The organism is Trichloromonas sp. (assembly GCF_034006665.1).
Classification (GTDB): domain Bacteria; phylum Desulfobacterota; class Desulfuromonadia; order Desulfuromonadales; family Trichloromonadaceae; genus Trichloromonas.
The window spans coordinates 72,514-94,484 of sequence record NZ_JAVESI010000008.1; the positions used below are offsets into that span (position 1 = coordinate 72,514).

The 21,971-nt window shown below is 62.0% G+C and carries 22 protein-coding genes; 19 read left to right on the forward strand and 3 right to left on the reverse strand.

Annotated elements, in window-relative coordinates; translation table 11 throughout:
* Positions 1 to 155 precede the first annotated feature (155 nt).
* From prmA to RBR25_RS05270, 3 genes are read left to right on the forward strand one after another with little or no spacing between them, the layout of a single operon-like run.
* Positions 156 to 1,079 (forward strand): 50S ribosomal protein L11 methyltransferase, encoded by a 924-nt coding sequence (prmA, locus tag RBR25_RS05260; RefSeq protein ID WP_432818489.1) that lies wholly within the window; start codon positions 156 to 158, stop codon positions 1,077 to 1,079.
* Positions 1,080 to 1,123: 44 nt separating this feature from the next.
* Positions 1,124 to 1,864: a 16S rRNA (uracil(1498)-N(3))-methyltransferase gene (locus tag RBR25_RS05265; protein WP_432818490.1), complete on the forward strand. Its 741-nt coding sequence runs from the start codon at positions 1,124 to 1,126 to the stop codon at positions 1,862 to 1,864.
* A gap of 33 nt (positions 1,865 to 1,897) precedes the next feature.
* Complete coding sequence (locus RBR25_RS05270) at positions 1,898 to 3,190, forward strand: RDD family protein (RefSeq protein ID WP_432818491.1); 1,293 nt, start codon at positions 1,898 to 1,900, stop codon at positions 3,188 to 3,190.
* Positions 3,191 to 3,454: 264 nt separating this feature from the next.
* On the opposite strand, the gene RBR25_RS05275 is transcribed toward RBR25_RS05270, so the two are convergent.
* On the reverse strand, positions 3,455 to 3,676 hold the full coding sequence (locus RBR25_RS05275) for a hypothetical protein (RefSeq protein ID WP_432818492.1): 222 nt from the start codon (positions 3,674 to 3,676) through the stop codon (positions 3,455 to 3,457).
* 336 nt (positions 3,677 to 4,012) lie between these two features.
* Between RBR25_RS05275 and dapF the strand changes: the two genes are divergently transcribed.
* From dapF to yjgA, 6 genes are read left to right on the forward strand one after another with little or no spacing between them, the layout of a single operon-like run.
* Positions 4,013 to 4,852, forward strand: a complete 840-nt coding sequence (dapF, locus tag RBR25_RS05280; protein ID WP_432818493.1) for a diaminopimelate epimerase — start codon at positions 4,013 to 4,015, stop codon at positions 4,850 to 4,852.
* Entirely contained in the window at positions 4,849 to 5,262 is a 414-nt protein-coding gene (locus RBR25_RS05285; protein ID WP_432818494.1) for an HIT family protein, read from the forward strand. Before dapF ends, RBR25_RS05285 begins: the two co-directional genes overlap by 4 nt.
* Positions 5,263 to 5,267: 5 nt before the next feature.
* On the forward strand, positions 5,268 to 5,909 hold the full coding sequence (locus RBR25_RS05290; protein WP_432818495.1) for a pyrimidine 5'-nucleotidase: 642 nt from the start codon (positions 5,268 to 5,270) through the stop codon (positions 5,907 to 5,909).
* Positions 5,909 to 6,769, forward strand: a complete 861-nt coding sequence (locus RBR25_RS05295) for a deoxyribonuclease IV (RefSeq protein WP_432818496.1) — start codon at positions 5,909 to 5,911, stop codon at positions 6,767 to 6,769. The genes RBR25_RS05290 and RBR25_RS05295 overlap by 1 nt, the downstream gene beginning before the upstream one ends.
* A gap of 1 nt (position 6,770) precedes the next feature.
* A complete protein-coding gene (gene dtd, locus RBR25_RS05300) occupies positions 6,771 to 7,220 on the forward strand; it encodes a D-aminoacyl-tRNA deacylase (protein WP_432818497.1) in 450 nt (149 codons plus the stop codon).
* Positions 7,220 to 7,747: a ribosome biogenesis factor YjgA gene (gene yjgA / locus RBR25_RS05305; protein WP_432818498.1), complete on the forward strand. Its 528-nt coding sequence runs from the start codon at positions 7,220 to 7,222 to the stop codon at positions 7,745 to 7,747. Before dtd ends, yjgA begins: the two co-directional genes overlap by 1 nt.
* Before the next feature lie 59 nt (positions 7,748 to 7,806).
* Here the strand turns inward: yjgA and trxA are convergent, their stop codons facing one another.
* Positions 7,807 to 8,136, reverse strand: a complete 330-nt coding sequence (trxA, locus tag RBR25_RS05310; protein WP_432818499.1) for a thioredoxin — start codon at positions 8,134 to 8,136, stop codon at positions 7,807 to 7,809.
* Between the two features lie 179 nt (positions 8,137 to 8,315).
* Here trxA and RBR25_RS05315 point away from each other — a divergent pair, with 179 nt between their 5' ends.
* The 8 genes from RBR25_RS05315 to RBR25_RS05350 all read left to right on the forward strand — a co-directional run bounded on the left by RBR25_RS05315 (position 8,316) and on the right by RBR25_RS05350 (position 16,758).
* Entirely contained in the window at positions 8,316 to 8,891 is a 576-nt protein-coding gene (locus RBR25_RS05315) for a hypothetical protein (protein WP_432818500.1), read from the forward strand.
* Positions 8,888 to 9,586 (forward strand): precorrin-2 dehydrogenase/sirohydrochlorin ferrochelatase family protein, encoded by a 699-nt coding sequence (locus tag RBR25_RS05320; RefSeq protein WP_432818501.1) that lies wholly within the window; start codon positions 8,888 to 8,890, stop codon positions 9,584 to 9,586. Before RBR25_RS05315 ends, RBR25_RS05320 begins: the two co-directional genes overlap by 4 nt.
* Positions 9,583 to 10,428: a c-type cytochrome biogenesis protein CcsB gene (gene ccsB, locus RBR25_RS05325; RefSeq protein ID WP_432818502.1), complete on the forward strand. Its 846-nt coding sequence runs from the start codon at positions 9,583 to 9,585 to the stop codon at positions 10,426 to 10,428. The genes RBR25_RS05320 and ccsB overlap by 4 nt, the downstream gene beginning before the upstream one ends.
* A gap of 29 nt (positions 10,429 to 10,457) precedes the next feature.
* Complete coding sequence (gene hemA / locus RBR25_RS05330; RefSeq protein WP_432818511.1) at positions 10,458 to 11,753, forward strand: glutamyl-tRNA reductase; 1,296 nt, start codon at positions 10,458 to 10,460, stop codon at positions 11,751 to 11,753.
* Positions 11,754 to 11,769: 16 nt separating this feature from the next.
* Entirely contained in the window at positions 11,770 to 12,732 is a 963-nt protein-coding gene (gene hemC / locus RBR25_RS05335; RefSeq protein ID WP_432818503.1) for a hydroxymethylbilane synthase, read from the forward strand.
* A gap of 34 nt (positions 12,733 to 12,766) precedes the next feature.
* Entirely contained in the window at positions 12,767 to 14,323 is a 1,557-nt protein-coding gene (gene cobA / locus RBR25_RS05340) for a uroporphyrinogen-III C-methyltransferase (RefSeq protein WP_432818504.1), read from the forward strand.
* Positions 14,324 to 14,456: 133 nt separating this feature from the next.
* On the forward strand, positions 14,457 to 15,434 hold the full coding sequence (gene hemB / locus RBR25_RS05345; RefSeq protein ID WP_432818505.1) for a porphobilinogen synthase: 978 nt from the start codon (positions 14,457 to 14,459) through the stop codon (positions 15,432 to 15,434).
* A 25-nt stretch (positions 15,435 to 15,459) separates the two neighbouring features.
* Entirely contained in the window at positions 15,460 to 16,758 is a 1,299-nt protein-coding gene (locus RBR25_RS05350; protein ID WP_432818506.1) for a M16 family metallopeptidase, read from the forward strand.
* Here the strand turns inward: RBR25_RS05350 and RBR25_RS05355 are convergent.
* Positions 16,755 to 19,577 carry a GPMC system transcriptional regulator gene (locus RBR25_RS05355; protein WP_432818507.1) on the reverse strand — a complete coding sequence of 941 codons (2,823 nt, stop codon included), beginning with the start codon at positions 19,575 to 19,577 and terminating at the stop codon, positions 16,755 to 16,757. The genes RBR25_RS05350 and RBR25_RS05355 overlap by 4 nt on opposite strands.
* 170 nt (positions 19,578 to 19,747) lie before the next feature.
* Here RBR25_RS05355 and RBR25_RS05360 point away from each other — a divergent pair, with 170 nt between their 5' ends.
* Positions 19,748 to 20,533: a J domain-containing protein gene (locus RBR25_RS05360; protein ID WP_432818508.1), complete on the forward strand. Its 786-nt coding sequence runs from the start codon at positions 19,748 to 19,750 to the stop codon at positions 20,531 to 20,533.
* 74 nt (positions 20,534 to 20,607) lie between these two features.
* Positions 20,608 to 21,774: a recombination-associated protein RdgC gene (locus RBR25_RS05365; RefSeq protein WP_432818509.1), complete on the forward strand. Its 1,167-nt coding sequence runs from the start codon at positions 20,608 to 20,610 to the stop codon at positions 21,772 to 21,774.
* Positions 21,775 to 21,971: the final 197 nt, after the last annotated feature.

Consider the following 21,971-nt stretch of genomic DNA (forward strand, 5'->3'; position numbering starts at 1 on the left):
TAATCTTAGATGATTTGTGTGAAATATAAACCATAAAAGGTATTTCACTCATTAAATATAATATGTTAATTAAACCCGAAAGATGTGATTCTGTCAAGATTTTTTAGCGGTTTTTATTTATTGCCTTGCCCCTTTATCTTTGCTAAAGAGGACGCATGAAGACGATCTGGTACGAATTGAAAATTGAGGTTCCGGCGAGCGGGCTCGATCTGGTGTGCAACGAGTTGGGCGAGCTGGGTTGCGCGGGAATTACCGTTGAGGATCGGGCACTGGACACCTTCGTCGTGCCCGATCCCGACGTCGATGCGCCGGAGCGCTACAACATCAGCGCCTATTTCCCCACCGAGGGGGATGAAGCGGGACTCAGGGCGCAGGTGACGGAACGGCTCGAATGGCTGGGGCCTCTGGTTCCAGGACTTCTGCCCCTGGCCATGCACTGCCAGCCGGTTCGGGAGCAGGATTGGGCGGAGGGCTGGAAGCAGCATTTCAATGCGGTGCGTATTGGCCGCCGGTTGATCGTCAAGCCGACCTGGGAAGACTGGTCCCCCGCCGCCGATGAAGTGGTGGTCAATCTCGATCCCGGTATGGCTTTCGGTACCGGCACCCACGGCACCACCCGCCTCTGTCTGGAGGCTCTGGCCGAGCGCTGTGACGAGTCCCCTGTTCCGGTGCGGGTTCTTGATGTCGGTACCGGCAGCGGCATTCTCGCCATCGCCGCCGCCGCCCTCGGCGCCCGCCGGGTGCTGGGTTGCGACATCGAGGAGGAGTCCTGCCGTGTTGCCCGGGAAAATGTCGCCCTGAACGGGGTCGGCGACCGGGTGGAGATCACTGGCGCCCCCCTGGAATCGCTGGAGGGCGATTTCGACATGATCCTCGCCAATATCCTGGCCGAGGAAAATATCCGCCTGGGCGATGAACTGGCTCGGCGGTTGGCCCCCGGCGGCACCCTCATCCTCTCCGGCATCCTGGGGGAAAAGGAAGATTTGGTCGCCCGGGTCTTTGCCCGTTATGCCCTGCACGGCCCGGAAGTTACCCGCGAGGCCGAGTGGGTCTGTCTGCGTTATCGCAAACCCGTCTAGTTTTTTCCCACCCGAAAGTGCGGCCGGCGACGCCGGGAAGAGCGATGCAGCGTTTTTTTGTCCCCTCCGAACTTGTCGCCGGCGACGAAGGTCTTCTGCCCGAGGATGTCGGCCATCACTTGAGCCGCGTGCTGCGTCTGTCGCCGGGCGAGGAACTGCTCCTGTTCGACGGCGAGGGCGCGGCCTGCCGGGCCCGGTTGCTCGCTATCGGGCCGCGCGGCGCCGAAGTCCGGGTACTGGAACGCTGGCGGGAAACCGAACACGGTCTGCCCATCCACCTCATTCAATCCCTGCCCAAGGTCGACAAGCTTGAACTGGTGCTTCAGAAGGGGACCGAACTGGGGATCACCGTCTTCTCTCCGGTTCTCAGTGAACGCTGTGTCAGTCAACCGACTGACACCCGGCAGTCAAAACGGCACCAGCGCTGGACAAAAATTGTCCGTGAGGCCGCCCGCCAGTGTCGCCGTCCGCTGCTCCCCCGGCTCAACGACATCCGCTCCCTGGCTGTGGCGCTGGACTCCTGCACCGAGCCTCTGCGTCTGATGTTGTGGGAGGAAGAAAGCCGCCCCTTGGCTGAGGTCCTGCCGCCGAAGCCACCTTCGGCGGTGGCTCTGCTGGTCGGACCGGAAGGCGGCTTCAGCCTCCGCGAGGCGGAACTGGCTCGAAGCGCCGGTTTTCTGCCGGTGCGCCTCGGACCCCGTATCCTACGCAGTGAGACGGCGGGATTCGCGGTGGCAAGCATCTTGCAATATTTATATGGAGATCTGGGCGCGCCGGCGGCATGACTGTCGGCACGTTGGTTGCCGAAAGGAGCCCTTATGAAGTGTCCGAAATGCGGCTATCACAGTTTCGAGTATCTGGAGAGGTGCCGGAAGTGCGGCAATGATCTTGCCGCCTTCAAATCCAAGTACAATTTGCGCAGCATGATACTTCCCAAAGAGCAGGGAACAGCACTCGTCTCCGCGTCCGCTGCCGCTGAGGATTCCGCTTTTGCAGCGGAGTCGGCGGCAACGGCGGCGACCGCAAGCGCGGCGGCGAAGGCAACCGATTTCGGCTTCGAGTTCATGGATGAAACCCCTGCTCCGGGATCTTCTGCGGCCGTTGACAGTTCCCTGGCCGGGGCCGACGCGTCGTTGGCGAAGGAAGATGCAGCGCCGGTTCCCCCGGCGGCCTTCGATAGTGATGTCTTTGACTGGAATGCCGAGGACGAAGGAGGCCAGGAAGCTGCGGTCGCCAATGGCGCTGAAGAAGTTGGCGCGGCCGTCGGGGACGAGACCTTCGGTCTCGACCTCTCTTGGGATGCCGAGTTGCCGGTGCTGGAACAGACGGCGGCGGCAGCGCCGGAAGATTCCACCGCTGCCTTCGACACAGATAGCCTTTCCGATTGGGATTTCGATGCCGAGCCTCCCCCCGAGGATGTTCCAGCTGCCAAGTCCAGGGCGCAGGAGGCGCCCCGCGACCCTTTTGACGTACGGGAGCCGGTTGTGGAGAGCCCGGTTCCCGAAGTCGATTTCCAGCCTCATGCCCCGGCGGTCTCCAGTTCTGCCGAGGGGACGGAAGAACCAGCGGCCGCCGCTGCTGCAGTGAGTGCGGTTGCGGCTGCCATTGAATTCCCGCCGCTACCCGCTCCGGAGTCTGCCGGCGCGGGTGACGCCGAGGAGCGGCAAGTCGCCTCTCTTGGCCCCCGGTCCTTGGCTTTGGGGGTGGATCTGCTACTGCTGAGCGCCGTCCTCCTCCTCTTTCTCATCGCCGGTGAACGGGCGCTGGCGCCGGGCTCGTCCGGACGGCTCCTGCCGACTTCGGATTTCCTGCTGCGTCTGGCCATCCCCTATTTTCTCGTCTCCTTCTCCCTGTGTTTCGGCTATTTCACCCTTTTTCATTTTCTGGTTGGGCAGACTCCCGGGAAAATGTTTTTGCGGTTGCGGGTCGAGACGGAGAACGGTTTGCCGCTGGAGTTTTCCCATGCGTTTCTGCGCAGTAGCGGCGGGCTCTTCGCCATGCTTGCCGGCGGTTTGGGCTTTCTCGGCATCCTGTCGCCGCGGCGGCGGGGCTGGAACGACCGCTTCGCCGGCACGCGCGTGGTGGCGGTCACAGCGGAGGAAGACGAGTAACCTGAACGCGGATGGATAACGAAGGGGCCCGACAAGGCGCGCTCAAGCAGAGCGCGTTTTTTTTGGCCTTGCGGCAGGATGAAGCAAACGAGATCGGGAAGATATGGATTGTACTTGGGTGACGAAGAGGATGTCGCCGGTCGAGCAGAACCTCGGGAGGGAAGGAAGGAGCGACCGCCACCTCTCGCCGGGTGGCGGTCGAGTAGATCAGATAAAAGAGATTGGTCCTCTCGCCGGCGGCGGACTAGGCCCTGTTCAGTCCGCTTAGAGCCACTCGGGAACCTTCGGTTTTTCGTAGCCGGCTTTGCGAATTTCCCCATCGATAATCTGGAAGATTTCGCCGGTCTTGAGCACCTGCCAGCGGTCTCCCTCGTCGGGGGGCAGGGGAAATTCGCGATTACCCAGATAGACGTCATCGCCGTCGATCATTCCCCACCAGTCGAGAGCGCCGGTCTGCCAGACCTTGGTTTTGAGATTAAAAGCCATGTGATTTTCTCCTTTACATTTGATGCTTTCGCAAAAAGCATCACGTTGGAGGGCTAAACAAAAAGCGCCAAAAGCAAGGTGCGCCATTGGCGAGCAATAAAGGGTAGTTATTTACGTCGAAGCTGCAAACCGATTGCCACAACGGCTACGTTGCTGAGTCTTCGCGCTGCCATCAGAATGAATTCGCCTAAATAACCTAGTATAGCACAAAAATGCGCAAGGTGTTTTCCAACGGATTTTGCCCTGCGGGTTTTGTCCTTGTGACCCCTTGGTACATCGCTTATAATTCACCTGCGCGTTTTTCTCAACCAAAACCGGGCAAGGAGCCTGTTCTTCATGAAATTCGCGAAAATGCATGGCGCCGGCAACGACTATGTCTATGTCAACGGTTTCGAGGAACAGGTGGCCGATCCGGCGGCGCTGGCCCGGGCCGTGAGCAACCGCCAGTTCGGCATCGGCTCCGACGGTCTGATCCTGATCCTGCCATCCGAGACGGCCGACGTGCGCATGCGCATGTTCAATGCCGACGGCAGCGAGGCGGAGATGTGCGGCAACGGTATCCGCTGCGTGGCCAAGTACGCCTACGATCACGGGCTGGTGACGAACACGGCTATCCGCGTGGAAACCGGGGCCGGTGTCAAACCGTTGCAACTTTTCAGCAACGCGGCCAACAGGGTCGAGCGGGTACGGGTCAATATGGGGCGGCCGGTGCTGCGACGTTCCCTGATTCCCATGAGCGGCCCCGAGGCCGAGCAGGTGGTGGCCGAGCCCCTCACCGTGCTCGATCGGACTTTCGCAATTACCTGCGTCTCCATGGGCAATCCCCACTGCGTGATCTTTGTCGACAATGTCGATGTCTTTCCCGTTGAACTCTACGGTCCGGCCATCGAAAACCATCCCCTCTTCCCTCGTCGGATCAACGTCGAATTCGTCCAGGTTCTCTCCTCCGGTGAAGTTCGCCAGCGCACCTGGGAGCGGGGTGCCGCCGAAACCCTGGCCTGCGGCACCGGCGCCTCGGCGGTGACCGTGGCCGGGGTGCTCGCCGGCCGTACCGACCGCCGGCTGCTCAATCATCTGCGCGGCGGGGACTTGGAGATGGAATGGGCAGAGGACGGCGACATCTACATGACCGGCCCGGCGGTGCAGGTTTTCGAGGGAGATTACCACCCCCAATGAATTGTCCCATGTGTACCCGCTGGCAAGACGAGCCGGAACTGCGCGTGGTCGAATTGGAGCTTTGTTATGTGCAGCTCAACCGCGACCAGTTTTTCCCCGGCTATTGCCTGGTTTTCACCAAGAAACATGTGACCGAACTCTTTCACCTTGAGCCGGCAACGCGCGCGGCCCTCATGGAAGAGGTCAACGCCGTGGCGGCGGCCCTCGCCGAGGTTTACCGGCCGAGCAAGATAAATTACGAGCTGCTTGGCAACATGGTGCCGCACATGCATTGGCATCTGGTGCCGCGCTTTATCGATGATCCTCTTTGGCCGCGGCCAATCTGGAGCGAACCCCACGAAGAAACGGCCTTGGACCCAAGCGACTACCGAGAGGTCGCCGACCGGATCCGCCGTGCCCTGAAATTCTGACCGCCATGCTTCTGTTCGATCTCGACAATACCCTCTACCCGCCGGAACGGGAGCTTTTCTCTCTCATCGATGTGCGCATCAATCGCTACATGTGTGAGGTGGTGGGCATCCCTGTTGCCGAAGTCGACGGGCTGCGTCGTCGCTACTGGGCCGAGTACGGCGTGACCCTGCAAGGGCTGATTCGCCACTACCAGGTCGATCCCGAGGATTATCTCGACTATGTGCATGATGTCGATGTTGCTTCCCGGCTTGATCCCGATGCCGAACTGCGCCTTGCGCTGGAGCAGTTGCCGCAGCGCAAGGTGATCTTCACCAACGGCTCCACCGATCACGCCGAGCGGGTGTTGGCGCGCCTCGGTCTGCGCGACCAGTTCGAGCGCATCTTCGACATCCGTGTCGCCCGCTATCAGCCCAAGCCCTTCGCCGCTCCCTATCATCAGGTTGTGGCGGAACTGGAGGTCGCGCCCGGTGACTGTACCATGATCGAGGATTCCCTGGAAAACCTCCGTACCGCCAAGGCGTTGGGGATGAAGACCGTGCTCGTCGGCGCCGGTCCGGAGGCGGATTTCGTCGACGCCCGCATTGACCGCGCGGCCCAGGTCCCTGCAGCCCTCGTCGGTCTGCACGCCCTGTCCGTACCGTTCTGATGACTGCCTGCCCGCACCCTCTCGGTGCCCATATGTCTATCGCCGGCGGCCTGGACCGAGCCTTCGCTCGGGGGGAAGCCGTTGGCTGCACGGCTCTGCAGATCTTCACCAAGAACGCGAGCCAATGGCGGGGCAAGCCGATTGATGATGCCGCCGTCCGGGCTTTTCGCGAGGCCTGGCAAGAGAGCGTCATCGGTCCGGTCATTGCCCACGACAGCTACCTCATCAACTTGGCCGCGCCCGATGCCGAACTCTGGGAGAAATCCAAGGCCGCCTTTCGGGATGAGCTTCAGCGTTGCGCCCGGCTCGGCATCCCCTGGCTGGTCATGCACCCCGGTTCCCACCGGGGGCAGGGGGAGGGGGCCGGGTTACTGCGGGTGGCCGCGGCGCTGCGGGAGATTCTCGCCGACAGCCCCGTCGAGGTCGGCGTGCTGCTGGAAAATACCGCTGCCCAAGGGAGCTATCTGGGCGGCCGTTTCGAACATCTGGCGGAGATTCTGGCGCGGGTTCCCGAGGGCCATCTCGGTGTTTGTTTCGACACCTGTCACGCCTTCGCCGCCGGTTACGATCTCGCCGGTGCAGAGGGCTACGAACGGGTGATGGAGGAGTTCGACCGCCGCGTCGGTCTGGAAAACCTCCGTGCCTTTCACCTCAACGACTGTCAAAAGGGCCTGGGCAGCCGGGTCGACCGGCATGAGCAGATCGGCCGGGGAAGCATCGGGCGCGCCAGTTTCGCTGCGCTGATGCGGGATGCTCGGTTCACGGCGATCCCCAAAATCCTCGAAACCCCCAAGGGGGAGAATGACGCCTGGGACCGGATCAATCTGGCGTTGTTGCGGCAACTGGCACAGGGAGATTGAGATGCGCGCCGTGCTTCAGCGGGTGGCCTCGGCCCATGTCGAGGTCGATGGCAAGAGGGTGGGAGAGATCGGACGGGGTCTGCTCATCCTGCTCGGCGTCGAGCAGGGGGACGGCGCGGAGGATGTCCGCTATCTGGCGGAGAAGTCGGCGCAGCTACGCATTTTCGAGGATGCGGCCGGGAAGATGAATCTCTCTCTCGCGGATGTCGGCGGCCAGGCGCTGGTGGTTTCACAGTTCACCCTGCTGGCCGATTGCCGCAAGGGGCGTCGCCCCGGCTTCTCCCGAGCGGCGCTGCCGGAGCCGGCCGACCTCCTTTACCAGCAATTCGTCACGCTCTTGCGCGAGCGCGGCCTGACCGTGGCCACGGGAATTTTTCAGGCCGAGATGCAGGTGCATCTGGTCAATGACGGTCCCGTTACCCTGCTGCTCGACAGCCGGAAGGAATTTTGATGCATTTCGAAGAAGAGATGGAGCTCCCGCAGTGGAGCGGCCCGAGCCGCTCGGCGAAAAAACGCGCGGCCAAGGCGGTGGAGACCATCGCCGCCCAGCTCCTCGAATTGCCGGAGGCGACCTGGGCCAAGGTGCCGGCGCCGCCGGAACTGCGGGAAGAAATCGATCTGGCTCGGCGGATCGAGAGTCACGGGGCGCGCAAGCGGCAGATGAAGCATCTGGCCGGAGTGCTCCGCGGAAATGAGGAGGAAACAGCAGCCATTCAAGAGTTTCTGGAGGGCCTGGACCAAGTTCATCGGCAGGATAAAGAGGCGTTTCATCTCCTTGAGGAGCTGCGCGACCGGATCTGTGATCCCGAGCAGAGCGCCGCCGCCCTGGTCGAGGTCGAGGGGCTGTTGCCCGCTATCGACTGCGCTGGCCTTGCTCGGCTTGCTCGGGCGGTGCATACCGGAAATGATCGCAAGGCCTATCGGGAAATCTTTCATCGCCTGCGCGCCGCCTCGGCAACAACCGCTGCCGACGACTGACGCAAAAAGGCCCGCCGGAAAGCGGGCCTTTGCTTATTTTCGGTAAGGAAAATAAAGGGTCACAGGGCTTTCTTGATCAGATTTTCAAGCTGGCTTTTAGGCGCGGCACCGACCAGCTGGTCGATGATCTTGCCGTCCTTAAAGAGGATCAGGGTGGGAATGCCGCGCACACCGTACTGTCCGGGGGTGGCGGGATTTTCGTCGACGTTGAGCTTGGCGATCTTGACCTTGCCGTCATACTCGCCGGCGAGGCTGTCGATGACCGGCCCGATCGCCTTGCAGGGGGCGCACCAGGTGGCCCAGAAGTCGACCAGAACCGGGGTCGAGGATTTAAGGACTTCGTTTTCGAAGCTATCGTCGGAAAGCTGAAGAACTTTATCGCTGGCCATGATGGAGTCTCCTTGCCGTGAAGTTTTGAAAAGCGATCCCATTGATTTAACTTTCGCAATGATAGAGCACCCCCTGAAAAAATCAAGGGGTTATTTGGTTTTCCGCTGGCTCCCGAACCTTGACAGGCGTTCGGGTGGCCCCTATCATGCCGAAGACTTCCTACGTGCGGAGAGTTGTAATGAAGCACTCCAAGATTCATCTGGCCGTTAAGGAACAGACGGCGCTGCTCGGCGAATGCCTCGCTGTTCACGGAGAGGAACTGGAGCGCCTGGCTGCTGAATTGGTGGTGGGCTTCAATCAGGGGGGGCGGCTGTTGCTGGCGGGCTCCGGCCCTCTTGGAACGGTGGCCGAGTTGGTTGCCGACCTCTTCCTTTACCACCTCAGCTTCGAGCGCCCCTCCCTGCCGGCTCTGGCCCTCGGGCGTGATCCCTCCCTGGCCGCCTGCATGCTTCGCGACGGCCAGGGGCGGGCCTATTTTTCCCGCCAGTTGCGGGCCCTAGTCGCCAGCAATGACTTGCTGCTGGTCCTGGCGGACGCCAGCCGCGACGAGGCGCTGCTTGATCTGTTGCCGCTGGCCCGGCAGCTGGACTGCAAGACCGCTCTCATCGTCCCCGACGGGGCGCCCCTGGCGGGGGAGGAAACGGATTTTCTCTTCGCGCTGAAGACCGCTTCTCCTACGCGCCTGCTCGAAATGGGCCTGTTCATGGGCCAGGCGTTGTGCGAGCTGGTCGAAGAGGAGCTCTTCGGCACATGATAACTGAGGTGGAAAGCGCCGCCGCGCACGGTTTCTATCCTTTGCAGCTGAAGCTTTCCGGGCGCATCTGCGTCGTCGTCGGCGGCGGCGCAGTTGGTCGGCGCAAGCTTGCCGGGCTGTTACGGGCCGGGGCCCGGGTGCGTCTGATCGACCCCGACGCGGACTGCGTTCCAAACCGGGAGGCCGCCCTTGACCTCATCCCCCGCTCCTATCGGGAAGGGGATCTGGAGGGTGCCTTCCTGGTCTTTGCCGCCACCGACAACCCGGCGGTGAATGCCGCCGTCGCCGCCGAGGCCCGCCGCCGGGGGATTCCCGTCAACCGCGCCGATGACGCCGCTGCCGGCGATTTCCTTCTGCCGGCCAATCTCCGGCGGGGGGATCTGCTTTTCAGTGTCGCCAGCGGTGGCCAGAGCCCGGCGCTGGCCGCCCTCCTGAGGGATCGGCTGGCCGGATACTTCGGTCCCGAATGGGGGACGGTCCTTGACGTCGTCGCCGCGCTGCGCCGAAAGCGGTTGACACCTTTGGGGAAATCCAAATATAATCAAGAGATTTTGCGCCGACTTCTGGCTGATGGCCTGGCCGAGCGAGTCGCCGCCGGCGACGGGGCGGGGATCAATGCCCTCCTCGCCTCCCTGCCGGATGGGGGCTGCTCCCTCGACGATCTCGGGATTCAACTGCCGAAAGGGATGCCATGAGCGTCAATCTCCTGCTGTTCAAGATAACCCTGCTTTTCTATACCGCAGCGACCGTTCTCTACCTGGTTGATGTGGTGCGGCGCAAGGAAAAGATCGGCAAGACCGGCAAGGCCGCTCGCTGGGTTCTGGTCGGCGGTTTTGCCCTCCATTGCGCCACCCTCCTGGCCCGCTACCTCGAAGCGGGTTACACCCCGGTGGCGAACCTGCACGAATCCCTTTCCTTTTTCGCCTGGACCCTGGTCGGCATCTTCCTGCTTTTCGATATCCGCTATCGCATGACCGTTCTCGGCGCCTTCAGTTGCCCACTGGCGGTGATCCTCATGCTGATTGGTTCCACCACGTCCAACACCGTTAAGGAACTCAACCCGGCGCTTGACAGTTGGTGGTTTCCGGTCCATGTGACCCTGGCCTTTCTCGGCAACGCCGTCTTCACCGTGGCTTTCGTCGCCGGGGTCATGTACCTGCTGCAGGAGCGGATGCTCAAGAGCAAGAAGTTCAGCGCCCTCTACTATCGCCTCCCCTCCCTTGACGTCCTCGACAGCATCAACTACAAGTGCCTCTCCTTCGGGTTCCCCCTGATGACCATGGGCATCATCTCCGGTGCGGTCTGGGCCAATTCCGCCTGGGGCGGCTACTGGCGCTGGGATCCGAAAGAGACTTGGGCGTTGATCACCTGGTTTCTGTACGCCGCCCTGCTGCACGGTCGGCTGACCGTCGGCTGGCGCGGGCGGCGGGCGGCGATCTTCGCCATCCTCGGCTTTCTGTGCCTGCTCTTCACCTTCTTCGGGGTCAACCTGCTGCTTTCCGATCTGCACAGCTTCAAGGCCATGGAAGGTCCCTAGGTAGTGGAAAGCATACGGAATTCACCATGATGAACATTATTGTCGTGGGGCTGAGTCATAAGACTGCCCCCGTGGAAATACGCGAACGGGTCGCTTTCGCACCCACAGACATGGCTCGCCCCTTGGGGGAGATGCGGGCTCTGCCGGCGGTAGCCGAAGCGATCATCGTTTCGACCTGTAACCGGGTGGAGCTTTACGCCGGCAGCCATGATCCCGAAGCCTGCGTCGGTCAGCTCAAGGGTTTTCTCGCCGCCTATCACGGCATTCCCCCGGAGCAGTTGGAGGGGCATCTCTACGAGTACCAGGGAGAGGAGGCCATTCGCCACGTCTTCCGCGTCGCCTCCAGCCTCGATTCGATGGTCATCGGCGAGCCGCAGATCCTTGGGCAGATCAAGACCGCCTACGGCTACGCTACCGAGCACAAGACCGTCGGCTCGGTGCTCAACCGTTTTCTGCACAAGGCCTTTTCCGTGGCCAAGCGGGTGCGCACCGAAACGGACATCGCCAGCAACGCAGTCTCCGTCTCCTTCGCCGCCGTCGAGTTGGCGCGCAAGATCTTCGGTAGCCTCGACGGTAAGAAGGTCATGCTCATCGGCGCCGGCGAGATGTGCGAACTGGCGGCGCGGCATTTCCTCAACAACGGCGCGGTCTCGGTGCTGGTTGCCAACCGTACCCTGGAACGGGCGGTCAAGCTCGCCGAGGAGTTCCAGGGACAGGCCGTTCCCTTCGAGGAATTTCCCCAGCGCCTGCATCAGGTCGACATCGTCCTGACGTCCACCGGCGCCCCTAATTTCATCCTCGGCCCGGAAAAGATGGAAGAGGTCATCCGCCAGCGCAAGAACAGGCCGATGTTTCTCATCGACATTGCCGTCCCCCGGGACATTGATCCTAAGGTCAACAAGATCGATAACATCTATCTCTACGATGTCGACGACCTGCAGGGTGTGGTGCAGGCCAACCTCAAGGAACGACAGAAAGAGGCGAAGAAGGCCGAAGTCATCATCGATCAGGAGATCGGCCAGTTCCACCGCTGGCTGGAGAATCGCGACGTGGTTCCGACCATCGTCGCCCTGCGCAAGAAGTTTGAGGAAATCCGCCAGGGAGAGCTGCGCAAAACCTTCTCCAATCTCAAGGAACTCGGCCCCAAGGAGCGGCAGGCGATCGAAGCCCTGACCGCCGCTATCGTCAACAAAATGCTGCATCCACCGACCTCGGTTCTCAAGCGGAATCAGGAGACGGCTTCGGGGAGCGACTACGTCGATGCGGTGCGCACCCTGTTTGATCTGGAAATCGCCGCGGAAGAAGACGACGGCGAACTCAGCTAAGGAGATAGAGAAATTCATGGCAAAAAAGACACTGCGTATCGGCACCCGCGCTAGCCAGCTGGCTCTTTGGCAGGCCAACTGGGTCAAATCCGAACTGGAAAAGAAATATCCCGGTCTCGAAGTCACTCTGACCAAGATCAAGACGCAAGGGGATAGAATCCTCGACGTGCCGCTGGCGATGGTCGGGGGCAAGGGTCTTTTCGTCAAGGAGATCGAGGAGGCCATGCTGCGCGGTGAGATCGACATCGCCGTGCACTCGATGAAGGACGTGCCGACTTTCTTCCCCGAGGGGCTGGCTCTGCGCTGCATCACCGAGCGGGAAGATCCCCGCGACATCGTCATCCTCAAGCCCGGTTTCAAAAGTTTCCGCGATCTGCCGCAGGGGGCGCGCATCGGTACTTCGTCCTTACGACGCAAGGCGATGCTGCTGCATCTGCGCCCCGATTTCCAGATGGTCGATATCCGCGGCAACGTCGAAACCCGTATTCGCAAGCTCACCGAGGACAACCTCGACGCCGTGGTGCTGGCCGCCGCCGGCATGCACCGCCTCGGCTTCACCGGGAAGATCGGCGAATACCTGGCCCCCGACGTCTCGTTGCCGGCCATCGGCCAAGGGGCGCTGGGTATCGAGTCGCGTATCGCCGATGCCGAAGTCAACGCCCTTATCGACTTCTTCAATCACCCGGAAACCGCTGCCGCGGTCAAGGGTGAGCGGGCGGTATTGCGCCGTCTGGAAGGGGGTTGTCAGGTGCCCATCGGCGCCTACGGCGAGGTCAAGGACGGCCGATTGACTCTGACCGGCGTAGTCGCCAGCGTCGACGGCGTTACACTGCTCAAGAAGACCGTGGTCTGCGCGCCGGAGGAGTCGGAAAAGGTCGGTACCTCCCTGGCCGACGACCTGATCACTCAGGGCGCCGGAAAGATTCTCAACGAGGTCTATAATCACGAGACCTTCAACGTCAGTCGCGAAGACGTCTGATCCCCGCACGCGAATCGATACACAGGGGCGACGCATGCGTCGCCCCTCCCTGTTTACGGCAGGTGAAATTGTGAAACCAGGCATCGTCTATCTCATCGGCGCCGGTCCCGGCGATCCCGGCCTGATTACGGTCAAGGGGCGGGAATGCCTGCGCCGGGCCGAGGTGGTGATCTACGACTACCTGGCCAATCCCGCCTTTCTGCGCGAGTCCCCGGACGCCGAGTACCTCTACGTCGGCAAGAAGGGGGGCAGTCATCACCGCTCCCAGGAGGAGATCAATCTTCTGCTGGTAGGAAAAGCCCGGGAAGGCAAGACCGTCGCCCGCCTCAAGGGAGGCGATCCCTTTATCTTCGGCCGCGGCGGTGAGGAAGCCCTCTGCTTGCGCCGGGCCGGGATTCCCTTCGAAGTGGTGCCCGGCGTCACCGCCGGTTTTGCCGCAGCCGCCTATGCCGGCATTCCCCTTACCCACCGCGACTATACCACCAGCCTCGCCCTCATCACCGGCCACGAAGATCCGGCGAAGAAGATGTCGAGTCTTGACTGGGAGAAACTCGCCGGTGCCATCGGCACCCTGGTTTTTTACATGGGGATGGCCAATATCTCCCTCATCGCCCGGGAATTGATGGCGCACGGCCGCTCCGCCGACACCCCGGTGGCCATCGTGCGCTGGGCGACCACGGCGCGCCAGCGGACCCTGACGGCGACTCTCGGCGATGTGGTCGAGAAGGCGCTTCGGGCCCGGATCAAGCCGCCGGCGGTCATCATTGTCGGCGCGGTGGTCGGCTTGCGGGAGGAGCTGCGCTGGTTCGACAACCGCCCCCTCTTCGGCAAGCGCATTCTCAACACCCGAGCCGGCGATCAGGCCGGCGAACTGACGGCGCTCCTCGAAGCGCAAGGGGCCGAGGTCATCGAAGCGCCGACCATCGTACTGGTCGCGCCGGAGAGCTATGGCGAACTCGATCGCGCCATCGCCGAACTGGACACTTTCGACTGGTTGATCCTGACTTCGGCCAACGGCGTCCACGCTTTCTTCCGGCGCTTGGCGGAACTCGGCCGCGACGCCCGCGCCCTGGGGCGCTGCCGGATCTGCGTGGTCGGGCCGAAGACCGCCGCCCATCTTTGTGCCTATGGTCTGCGCGCCGACCTCGTTGCTGCCGAGTACAAGGGGGAAGGGGTGGTGGCGGCCTTGGCGGAAACCGCTCTGCAGGACAAGAAAATCCTTTTTCCCAAGGCCGACCGGGCCCGGGAAGTGATCCCCACGGAACTGGCCAAACGCGGTGCCCGGGTGGTCGCCCCCGTCGCCTACCGCAATGTTGTTCCCGCCGCTCTGCCGGATGCGGCCTTGGCGGCCTTGGCGGAGGGCGAGATCGACTGCGTCGCCTTCACCGCCTCCTCTACCGTCGACAACCTCGCCCTTCTCCTAGGCGAAGACCTCGCCGCCCGAATCAAGGGCGTTGCCGTCGCCTCCATCGGTCCGATCACCAGTAAAACCTGCCTCAAGCACGGCCTGGACATCGCCGTCGAGCCCGTCGAATACACCTTGGAGGCCCTGGTCGAGGGGATCGTGGAGTACTTTAGCCAGAAGGAGTGATCGTCTGGACAAAGAACTGTATCCGTCAGACAATCTGTGTTATCAGTTGCATCCACCCCGCAAGCGCCTTTGAGATGTGTTGATCTGCGGGAGCATCAGGTTTTTGCTTTTCCCTGTCCAGAGGAGATTCGCCATGTTTTTCCCCGAATACCGCGCCCGCCGTCTGCGTCGTAACGACAACATCCGCCGCATGGTGCGGGAAACCCATCTGCGTGTCGACGATTTGATCTACCCCATGTTTTCCGCCTTCGGCACTGGGATCAAAAAAGAAATTCCGTCGATGCCGGGCATCTATCAACAGTCCATCGAGCACATCGTCGTCGAGGCTAAAGAGGTACACGATCTGGGCATTCCCGCGGTAATCCTCTTCGGTATCCCCGAGACCAAGGACGCTTTGGGTCAGGACGCCTATTCAGAGACGGGAATCATTCAGGAGACAATCCGGGCGATCAAACAAGCGGTTCCGAATCTCACCGTCATCACCGACGTCTGCATGTGCGAGTACACCGACCACGGTCATTGCGGAGTGATCAAGGACGGCGACGTGGACAACGACGAAACCCTCAAGCTGCTTGCTGCCGAGGCCCTTTCCCACGCTCGCGCAGGGGCCGACATCGTCGCCCCTTCGGACATGATGGACGGTCGGGTGGCGGCAATCCGCGAGATCCTCGACGGCAATGGTTTCGAGCACATTCCGGTGATGAGTTACGCGGTCAAGTACGCCAGCGCCTATTACGGCCCTTTCCGCGATGCCGCCGAATCGACCCCCCAGTTCGGCGACCGTCGTTCCTATCAGATGGATCCGGCCAACCGTCGCGAGGCCTTCCGCGAGGCGGCTCTCGACGTGCAGGAGTGCGCCGATTTTCTCATGGTCAAGCCGGCTCTGGCTTACCTCGACATCCTCCGCGACATCCGGGAGCGTTTCGATCTGCCGCTGGTGGCCTACAACGTCTCCGGCGAATATTCGATGATCAAGGCTGCGGCCAGAAACGGCTGGGTCGACAACGACCGCATCGTCATGGAGACGCTCCTCGGCATGAAGCGGGCCGGCGCCGACCTGATCATCACCTACCACGCCAAGGAAGCGGCCCGCCTGCTTCGCGGCCGCTAACGCGGAAGAAACGGCGCGCTTACCGATGCGAGAATACTTTAGCGACCGGCTGACCAACGGCCTGCGCCTGGTCACCGTCGAAATGCCCCACCTGCACTGCGCGGAGATGGCCTGCTACGTCCAGGTCGGCGGGCGGGACGAGTCCGCCGACCTGGCGGGTGTCTCCCATTTCCTCGAACACATTCTCTTTCGTGGCAGCCTTGACTATCCCGGCAGTTTCGTGCTCGAGCGGGCCTTCGAGGCCATCGGCGGGGCGGTGAACGCCGCCACCGATGTGGAAAGCACCTGCTACCACAGCCGTTTCCATCCCCTGCACCTAGACGAGGCGGCGCGCCTCTTCGCCTCGCTGCTGACCCGGCCGCTTTTCACCGACGTCGATGTGGAGCGGCGCATCATCCTCGAAGAAGCCTTGGACGATCTCAACGAACGGGGGGAGGATATCAGTCCCGACAATCTCACTGCCGGGCTGCTCTGGCCTGATCATCCCTTAAGCCTGCCGACCATCGGCACCACGGCGTCGATCAAGGCGATCGGCGAAGCCGATCTGCGCGCCCATCACGGCCGCTACTACACCCCGGTCAACACGGTCGTGGTGGCGGCCGGTAACGTGCGTCGCGAGGCGGCGCTGCGGGCCGTCGAGGGAGCCTTTGGCCACTGGCACGGCAGCGGCGGTCCCGAGCGGCAAAGCCCGGTGGTTCTTCCCGCCCGGGCGCCGGAGGTGGCCTGGGCCAGGGATTCGGATTCGCAGATTTCGTTGCAGCTGGCCTTTCGTGCGCCGGGCCGGGGGCATGCCGATACCCTGCCGCTGCGGGTGCTGCGCTGGATTCTCTCCTGGGGCGGGGCTTCTCGGCTGATGCTGCGCCTGCGCGAACAGCTTGGTCTGACCTATCATGTGGAGGCGGGGCTGTCGATGCTCGCTGACTGCGGTTCTTTCACCATCGATCTGGCGGTGGCGCCGAAAAATCTCGAGCGCGCGGTGACGGAGGTGCTTTCCGTGGTGGCGCGGCTCTGTCGCGAGCCGGTGCCGGAGGAAGAACTGCAGGGGGTATTGCGAGCTTATCTCTTCGATCTGGAGTTCAGCCAGGACCATACCGAGGCGATGCTTTCCCGCTACGGCTGGGGAGAACTGGCCGGCTACCTGCGCACCGTCGAGGAGGATCGGCGCGAACTCATGGAAGTGACGGCCGAGACGATCCGGCGGGCGGCGCGGGCGCTCTTCGCCCCGGGCAATCTCAAGCTCGCCGTTGTCGGCCCCTGGAAGGAAAGGCATCGGCGCGCAGTGAACAAGATCCTTGTCGGCTACTCCCCGCTGACGGAAGCCTAGGCGATGTGGATCGTCTTGTAGAGAAAGTTCTTGAAGCGGAAAAAGGTCTTGCGACTCTCCGCGTCCTTGGCGCGGGGGTCGCAGGCCTGAAGCATGACGGCGATCTTCGGCATGTTGGTCGCCCCTTCCCGACGGGCCAGATCGATGACCGCCGCCACCACGTCCCTTGAGATGCGACTCGCGGAAAACGGTTCGTAGACCTTTTCCCAGAAATCCCCTTCCCCCTTGCGCAGATCCGAAAAAATCTCCTCCGCGACCTGGGCGGTGAGCTTTTCTACCGCTACCGTTCCCTTGGGCCGTTCCGCTTCGCCGATCGCCCGGCGAATGTCTTCCTCGGAAATTACCCGCTTCTTCCGGAAAAAGAGAGCGCGCAAGAGGATGCTGCGCAACTCGCGGACGTTGCCGGTGTAGTGATGCTGGGAGAGGAGCTGCTGGGCGCCGCGGGTCAGCACCGGCGCGTCCTCCTCGCTCATGTCCTCCTTGCGGTAGACCTGGTGCAGTTTGCCGAGAAAGTGGGTGGCTAGGTCGGGGATGTCCTCGCGGCGCTGGTTGAGGGAGGGGACCTCGATAGTCAGCTCGGAGAGGCGGTGAAAAAGGTCCTCGCGGAAATGGCCGGACTCGATGAGCTGCTTGAGGTTCTTGTTGGTGGCGGCGATGAGCAGCACCCGGGCGAAACGGGTGACGTTTTCGCCGAGGCGGACGAAGCCGCCGTTGTCGAGAAAACGCAGGAGCTGTACCTGGGTCTTGGGGTCGGCGTCGCCGATTTCATCGAGAAAAACCACGCCGCCGTGGGCCTCTTCGAGAATCCCCTTGCGGTCGGTGTGGGCGCCGGTGAAGGCGCCGCGCTTGTGGCCGAAGAGTTCCGAATAGGTGAGCTCGCCGCTGTAGGCGGCGATGTTGGTTTTTTTCACCGGCAGCTCGCCGCGCGGGTCGATCTCGATCTGGTACATCTCCCGCAGGCGGGAGAAGATGTTGTTGAAGAGGAACTCCTTGCCGCTGCCGGTGTCGCCGGTGATGAGGATCGACGGCAGACCGAGGGAAGCCTCTTGCAGATCGCGCACCGTCCACTTGGAGATGCGGTTGAAGAGAGGGGGGGTGATGCGCTGGATGAAATCGACCAGTTCCGAGGTCTTGGCCGAGTTGCCGATGATGTTCCCCAGTTTGTAGGAGGAGATCTTCGGGTCTTTGTAGCCGACATCCCGACGCAGGTTGATGACTTCGCCGGTGAGTTTCTCGATGCGCTGAAGGTCGTAAAGAAAGGGGGCGATCAGCCGTTCGATGATCATCAGGATGCGTTTGTGTTCGTCGGTGAAGTAGTGGGGGCGCAGACTGTCGAGGCAGATGACCGCGATCACCTCGTCGTCATAGAGCACCGGTACGGCGATTTCGCTCTTGATGGCGCCGGTGATCTCCCGATAGAGTCCCTTTTTGCGTTTTTCCTCCTCGGTGTCGGCGATGACGTGGGGCCGCCCGATGTGGGCGACGTAGCCGGTCAGGCTGCGTTCCTCGGGGGGGAGTTTCTCGCCGCCGACACGGATCGGGGGAATATCCTTTTTCAGCCATTCCTTGCTCTTGGCTCCGACCAGGCGGCCGTCCGGTTCCTCGACGATCAGCCAGCGCAGGCCTTCCTCCTCGCGCACCAGAGCGATGCTGCCGGTGTCGGCGCCGATCAGTTCCGTGGCCTTGGACAGGGCGCGATTGAGAAAGGGTTGCAAACCCTCGAATTTTTCCTGTAACAGGTCGTTGATTTCGGAGAGGACCTGGATCTCCATGTGCTCGACGCCGATTTCCTGGATGACCCGCTCGGCCATCTCGGCATGGGCCTCCAGCAGCCCCTTTTCGAAATCGCTGAAATGGTAGGAGCCCCGGGTATAGTAGTTGACCAGGCAGATGACCCGTCGGCTGTGCGGTTCGTAGCGGGGAACCACATAGAGGGATTTCAGCCCCATCTGCTCGGTGAGATAACGTTTCTGCAGGGGCTCCGCCGGCAGATTGGGAATGTACAGGGGGGTGAGCAGGGTGTCGTCGCTGATGATGCCGGTGCTGCTGATGTAGCGGGAGAGAAGGGACTGGCCGGGGCCGAGGTTGATGAGTTTCTCGTCCTCGTAGATTTGGCGGGCGCCCTGGTCCTTGGTGTAGGAGGCGAGCACCTGCAAGCCCTCCTCCTTCGATTCGAGGCCGAGAGGCGAGGGGATGAGGACCGAGGCCAGGGTCAGTTTATCGATCAGACTTACCGCCGATTTCACCATCAGCAGGGCGGCTTCCTTTTTCTTCGCCTTGTCGATGCGCCGGGCCAGAACGATCTGCTGATGATACTTGCGTGCCTGGTCGATAAGCGGCACGACTTCGGCGAGAAACTCCCGCAGCACCCGGCGCTGGGACTCGGCGGGAACCCGTCCGACCCGGCTGCTGTCGACGCTCAACACCCCGGCCGAGCGCCCTTGATGGATGAGGGGGACAAGATAGCTGGCGCGGATTTCGAAGCGTTCGGCGAGTTCCAGGGCATTGGGGCCGGCCAAGGCCGTGACATCCTCGACCAGGGCCGCCTGCTGGGTCATGTAGACTCGCGACACCAGATAGTCGGTGCTGTTGAGGGGGAAGGACCGGCTCTTGACCGCCTGGGCCTGGGCGCCGTTGGCGGCGGCGCAGACGAGAATGCCGCCGGTCAGGTCTTCGAGATAGACGCGGCAGCGGTTCTGGCGGGTGATGAGGGTCACGGCGCCGAGGAGTACATGCAGGATGTCCTCCAGGTTTTCCTTGCCGTAGCCGGCGATTTTGGCTTTGAGATGGGAGAGTTGCGCGGCAACGAAGGATTCCATGGCGACCTCGGAGGCTGAGTGGAAATTCTACTCAGGCACTATAGAGCGAAGCGCTGGGATCTGTCAAAGAGACAACGGCATTTCCCGGCAAGCCGCTTGTGCTTTTTCGACCCTTAGTGTATAAAATTTGCCAGGTATTTTAATCTTTCCGCGAAGGGATTCCACTAGGCGTGCTGCCTCGCTTTCACGAAAATGAGGTCTTTTCGGCCTGCCGGACCCTGTTCGGTCCCGAGGTCCATCTCTCCCTCGATTTTCTCGGCTATCTGCAGCCGGGGGGGGTCAAGGCCGCTTTTCGCGAACAGGCCAAGCAGAACCATCCCGACCTCTTCGCCGCGCACGCTCCCGAGATCCAGCACCGCCAGTCCGAACTCTTCCGAAAGGTCCACGAAGCCTTCGAATTGATGCAGGCCTTCATCAAGCATCGGGACGAAGAGCAGGGGCAGTGCGTCCACCGCGTCTTTCACGGGGCGCGGCCCCAGACTTGGGGCCGACCCAAACGGCCGCCGCGCCGTTCGCCGGGGGGGCATTTCTTTCGCGGTTCCGTCCCCGCGCGACGTCTGGAGTTCGGCAGCTATCTCTATTACCGTGGGCTGATCTCCTATCAGTCCCTGATCGATGCTCTGGTCTGGCAGCGCCACCAGCGGCCGATGCTGGGGGATATCGCCCGGCGCTGGCAGTGGCTGAGCGAGACCGATATTCTCACCATCTGCCGGGATCGCGGCGGTTACGGCCGCTTTGGCGAAAAGGCGGTGCGCCTCGGGTTGCTCGGCCAGGCCCAAGTGCAGACCCTGCTCTTCTTTCAGCGCAGCCGCCAGCAGAAGATCGGCCGTTACTTTGTTGAAGTCGGCCTGCTCAACGAATTGCAGATCGAGCGCCTCGCCGCCGAATGCCATCAGCACAACAGCCGCGTGGCCGGCGCCTCCGCCACGGTTGGCCGCTGTGCCTCCGCCGGCTGATCTTCCCCCCGCTTACGTTTTTCATCCCTTCGCTTCACTTCACTCCCCATCTTCAATGACAGGAGCAATACTTCATGGGCATTCTTGCCAATAGCGTCAGTTTTTGCCAGTTTCAGGTTCTGCTCGACACCCCGCCTGACGATCTCTTCGCCTGGGCGAGCGAGCAACTCGCGGCCAAGGCCTTTCGCCCCATCGATCGCGGTAGCGAGGAGCTTTCCGTCGGCTGGGTGCTGGTCGACGATCCCCAGTCCAGTGATTTTTCCGAACCCCGGGCCTTCTGGCGGGATCATTACCTGGTCTTCTCCCTGCGCCGCGACCAGCGCCGGATTCCCTCAACGCTCTTGAAAGTCCATCAGGAGCGGGTCGAGGCCGAATTTCTTGCCGCCCATCCCGGGCTCAACCGGGTGCCCAAGCAGAAGCGGGAGGAGTTGCGCGACGCCGTGCGTGGCACCTTGCTCAGCCAGACTCTGCCGGTACCGGCGGTCTTCGATGTGGCTTGGGACACCCGCACGGGCCGCCTCTGCTTCGCCAATCTCAATGCCAAGGTGCTGGACATGTTCGAAGGGCTGTTCCGCCAGACCTTTGAAGGATCGAGTCTGATCGCCGTGCCTCCCTACGGCCGCGCCGAGGGCCTCCTCGACGAGGCCGGGCGCGCGGCTCTGGCGGTGGAAAACCGCGCCGGTGGCGACTCGGTGCTGGAGTTGATCGAGGGCAACCGCTGGCTCGGCGAGGATTTTCTGCGCTGGCTGCTTTACCAGACCCTCACCGAATCCTCCCGCTACGCCGTCAACCGTCCCGGTCCAGCGGCCACTGGGGAAGGCTTCGTCGCCTATCTCAACGACCGGTTGCTGCTCAAGGGGGGAAGCGAAAGCGGTGTGCAGAAGGTCACGGTGGTTGGCCCACAGGATGCCTTCAGCGAAGTGCGTACCGCCCTGAATGGTGGCAAGCAGATCACTGAGGCGATTGTCCACTTGGAAAAGCTCGAAGACCAGTGGAAGCTGACCCTCAAGGGCGAGACCTTCCACTTCGCCTCCTTCAAAACCCCGGCGGTGAAGATCGAAAAGGATCAGATCACTGACGCCGCGAGCGAAAAGGAGGCGGTCTTCTATGAGAAGATGCACCTTATGGAGGAAGGACTGCAACTCTTCGACAGCCTCTACCGGCATTTTCTCGACCTGCGCCTCGGTGCCGACTGGCCCGCCGTCAACGCTCGCATCGTCGAGTGGCTGGCGGCGGATTAAGCCGGCATCTCGCAAAAGACTTCAGACCGATAAAAAAGCCGCTGTTCCGATTGAGGACAGCGGCTTTTTCATTGGTGCGCCAGGCATGGCGCGTGGTGCGTAAGCACCAGATGATTGATCGTGGTGGTCAATCGTTGACTTGGAGGTGAAAGTCCTCTACGGACCCTGATGACGGGAACCGTTAGCTGAACGGCAAG

What these genes read in the sequence shown, in the direction of transcription:
- prmA (WP_432818489.1), top strand. Translation starts at nt 156, where the DNA reads ATGAAGACGATCTGGTACGAATTGAAAATTGAGGTTCCGGCGAGCGGG.
- RBR25_RS05265 (WP_432818490.1), top strand. Translation starts at nt 1,124, where the DNA reads ATGCAGCGTTTTTTTGTCCCCTCCGAACTTGTCGCCGGCGACGAAGGT.
- RBR25_RS05270 (WP_432818491.1), top strand. Translation starts at nt 1,898, where the DNA reads ATGAAGTGTCCGAAATGCGGCTATCACAGTTTCGAGTATCTGGAGAGG.
- RBR25_RS05275 (WP_432818492.1), bottom strand. Translation starts at nt 3,676, where the DNA reads ATGGCTTTTAATCTCAAAACCAAGGTCTGGCAGACCGGCGCTCTCGAC.
- dapF (WP_432818493.1), top strand. Translation starts at nt 4,013, where the DNA reads ATGAAATTCGCGAAAATGCATGGCGCCGGCAACGACTATGTCTATGTC.
- RBR25_RS05285 (WP_432818494.1), top strand. Translation starts at nt 4,849, where the DNA reads ATGAATTGTCCCATGTGTACCCGCTGGCAAGACGAGCCGGAACTGCGC.
- RBR25_RS05290 (WP_432818495.1), top strand. Translation starts at nt 5,268, where the DNA reads ATGCTTCTGTTCGATCTCGACAATACCCTCTACCCGCCGGAACGGGAG.
- RBR25_RS05295 (WP_432818496.1), top strand. Translation starts at nt 5,909, where the DNA reads ATGACTGCCTGCCCGCACCCTCTCGGTGCCCATATGTCTATCGCCGGC.
- dtd (WP_432818497.1), top strand. Translation starts at nt 6,771, where the DNA reads ATGCGCGCCGTGCTTCAGCGGGTGGCCTCGGCCCATGTCGAGGTCGAT.
- yjgA (WP_432818498.1), top strand. Translation starts at nt 7,220, where the DNA reads ATGCATTTCGAAGAAGAGATGGAGCTCCCGCAGTGGAGCGGCCCGAGC.
- trxA (WP_432818499.1), bottom strand. Translation starts at nt 8,136, where the DNA reads ATGGCCAGCGATAAAGTTCTTCAGCTTTCCGACGATAGCTTCGAAAAC.
- RBR25_RS05315 (WP_432818500.1), top strand. Translation starts at nt 8,316, where the DNA reads ATGAAGCACTCCAAGATTCATCTGGCCGTTAAGGAACAGACGGCGCTG.
- RBR25_RS05320 (WP_432818501.1), top strand. Translation starts at nt 8,888, where the DNA reads ATGATAACTGAGGTGGAAAGCGCCGCCGCGCACGGTTTCTATCCTTTG.
- ccsB (WP_432818502.1), top strand. Translation starts at nt 9,583, where the DNA reads ATGAGCGTCAATCTCCTGCTGTTCAAGATAACCCTGCTTTTCTATACC.
- hemA (WP_432818511.1), top strand. Translation starts at nt 10,458, where the DNA reads ATGAACATTATTGTCGTGGGGCTGAGTCATAAGACTGCCCCCGTGGAA.
- hemC (WP_432818503.1), top strand. Translation starts at nt 11,770, where the DNA reads ATGGCAAAAAAGACACTGCGTATCGGCACCCGCGCTAGCCAGCTGGCT.
- cobA (WP_432818504.1), top strand. Translation starts at nt 12,767, where the DNA reads ATGCGTCGCCCCTCCCTGTTTACGGCAGGTGAAATTGTGAAACCAGGC.
- hemB (WP_432818505.1), top strand. Translation starts at nt 14,457, where the DNA reads ATGTTTTTCCCCGAATACCGCGCCCGCCGTCTGCGTCGTAACGACAAC.
- RBR25_RS05350 (WP_432818506.1), top strand. Translation starts at nt 15,460, where the DNA reads ATGCGAGAATACTTTAGCGACCGGCTGACCAACGGCCTGCGCCTGGTC.
- RBR25_RS05355 (WP_432818507.1), bottom strand. Translation starts at nt 19,577, where the DNA reads ATGGAATCCTTCGTTGCCGCGCAACTCTCCCATCTCAAAGCCAAAATC.
- RBR25_RS05365 (WP_432818509.1), top strand. Translation starts at nt 20,608, where the DNA reads ATGGGCATTCTTGCCAATAGCGTCAGTTTTTGCCAGTTTCAGGTTCTG.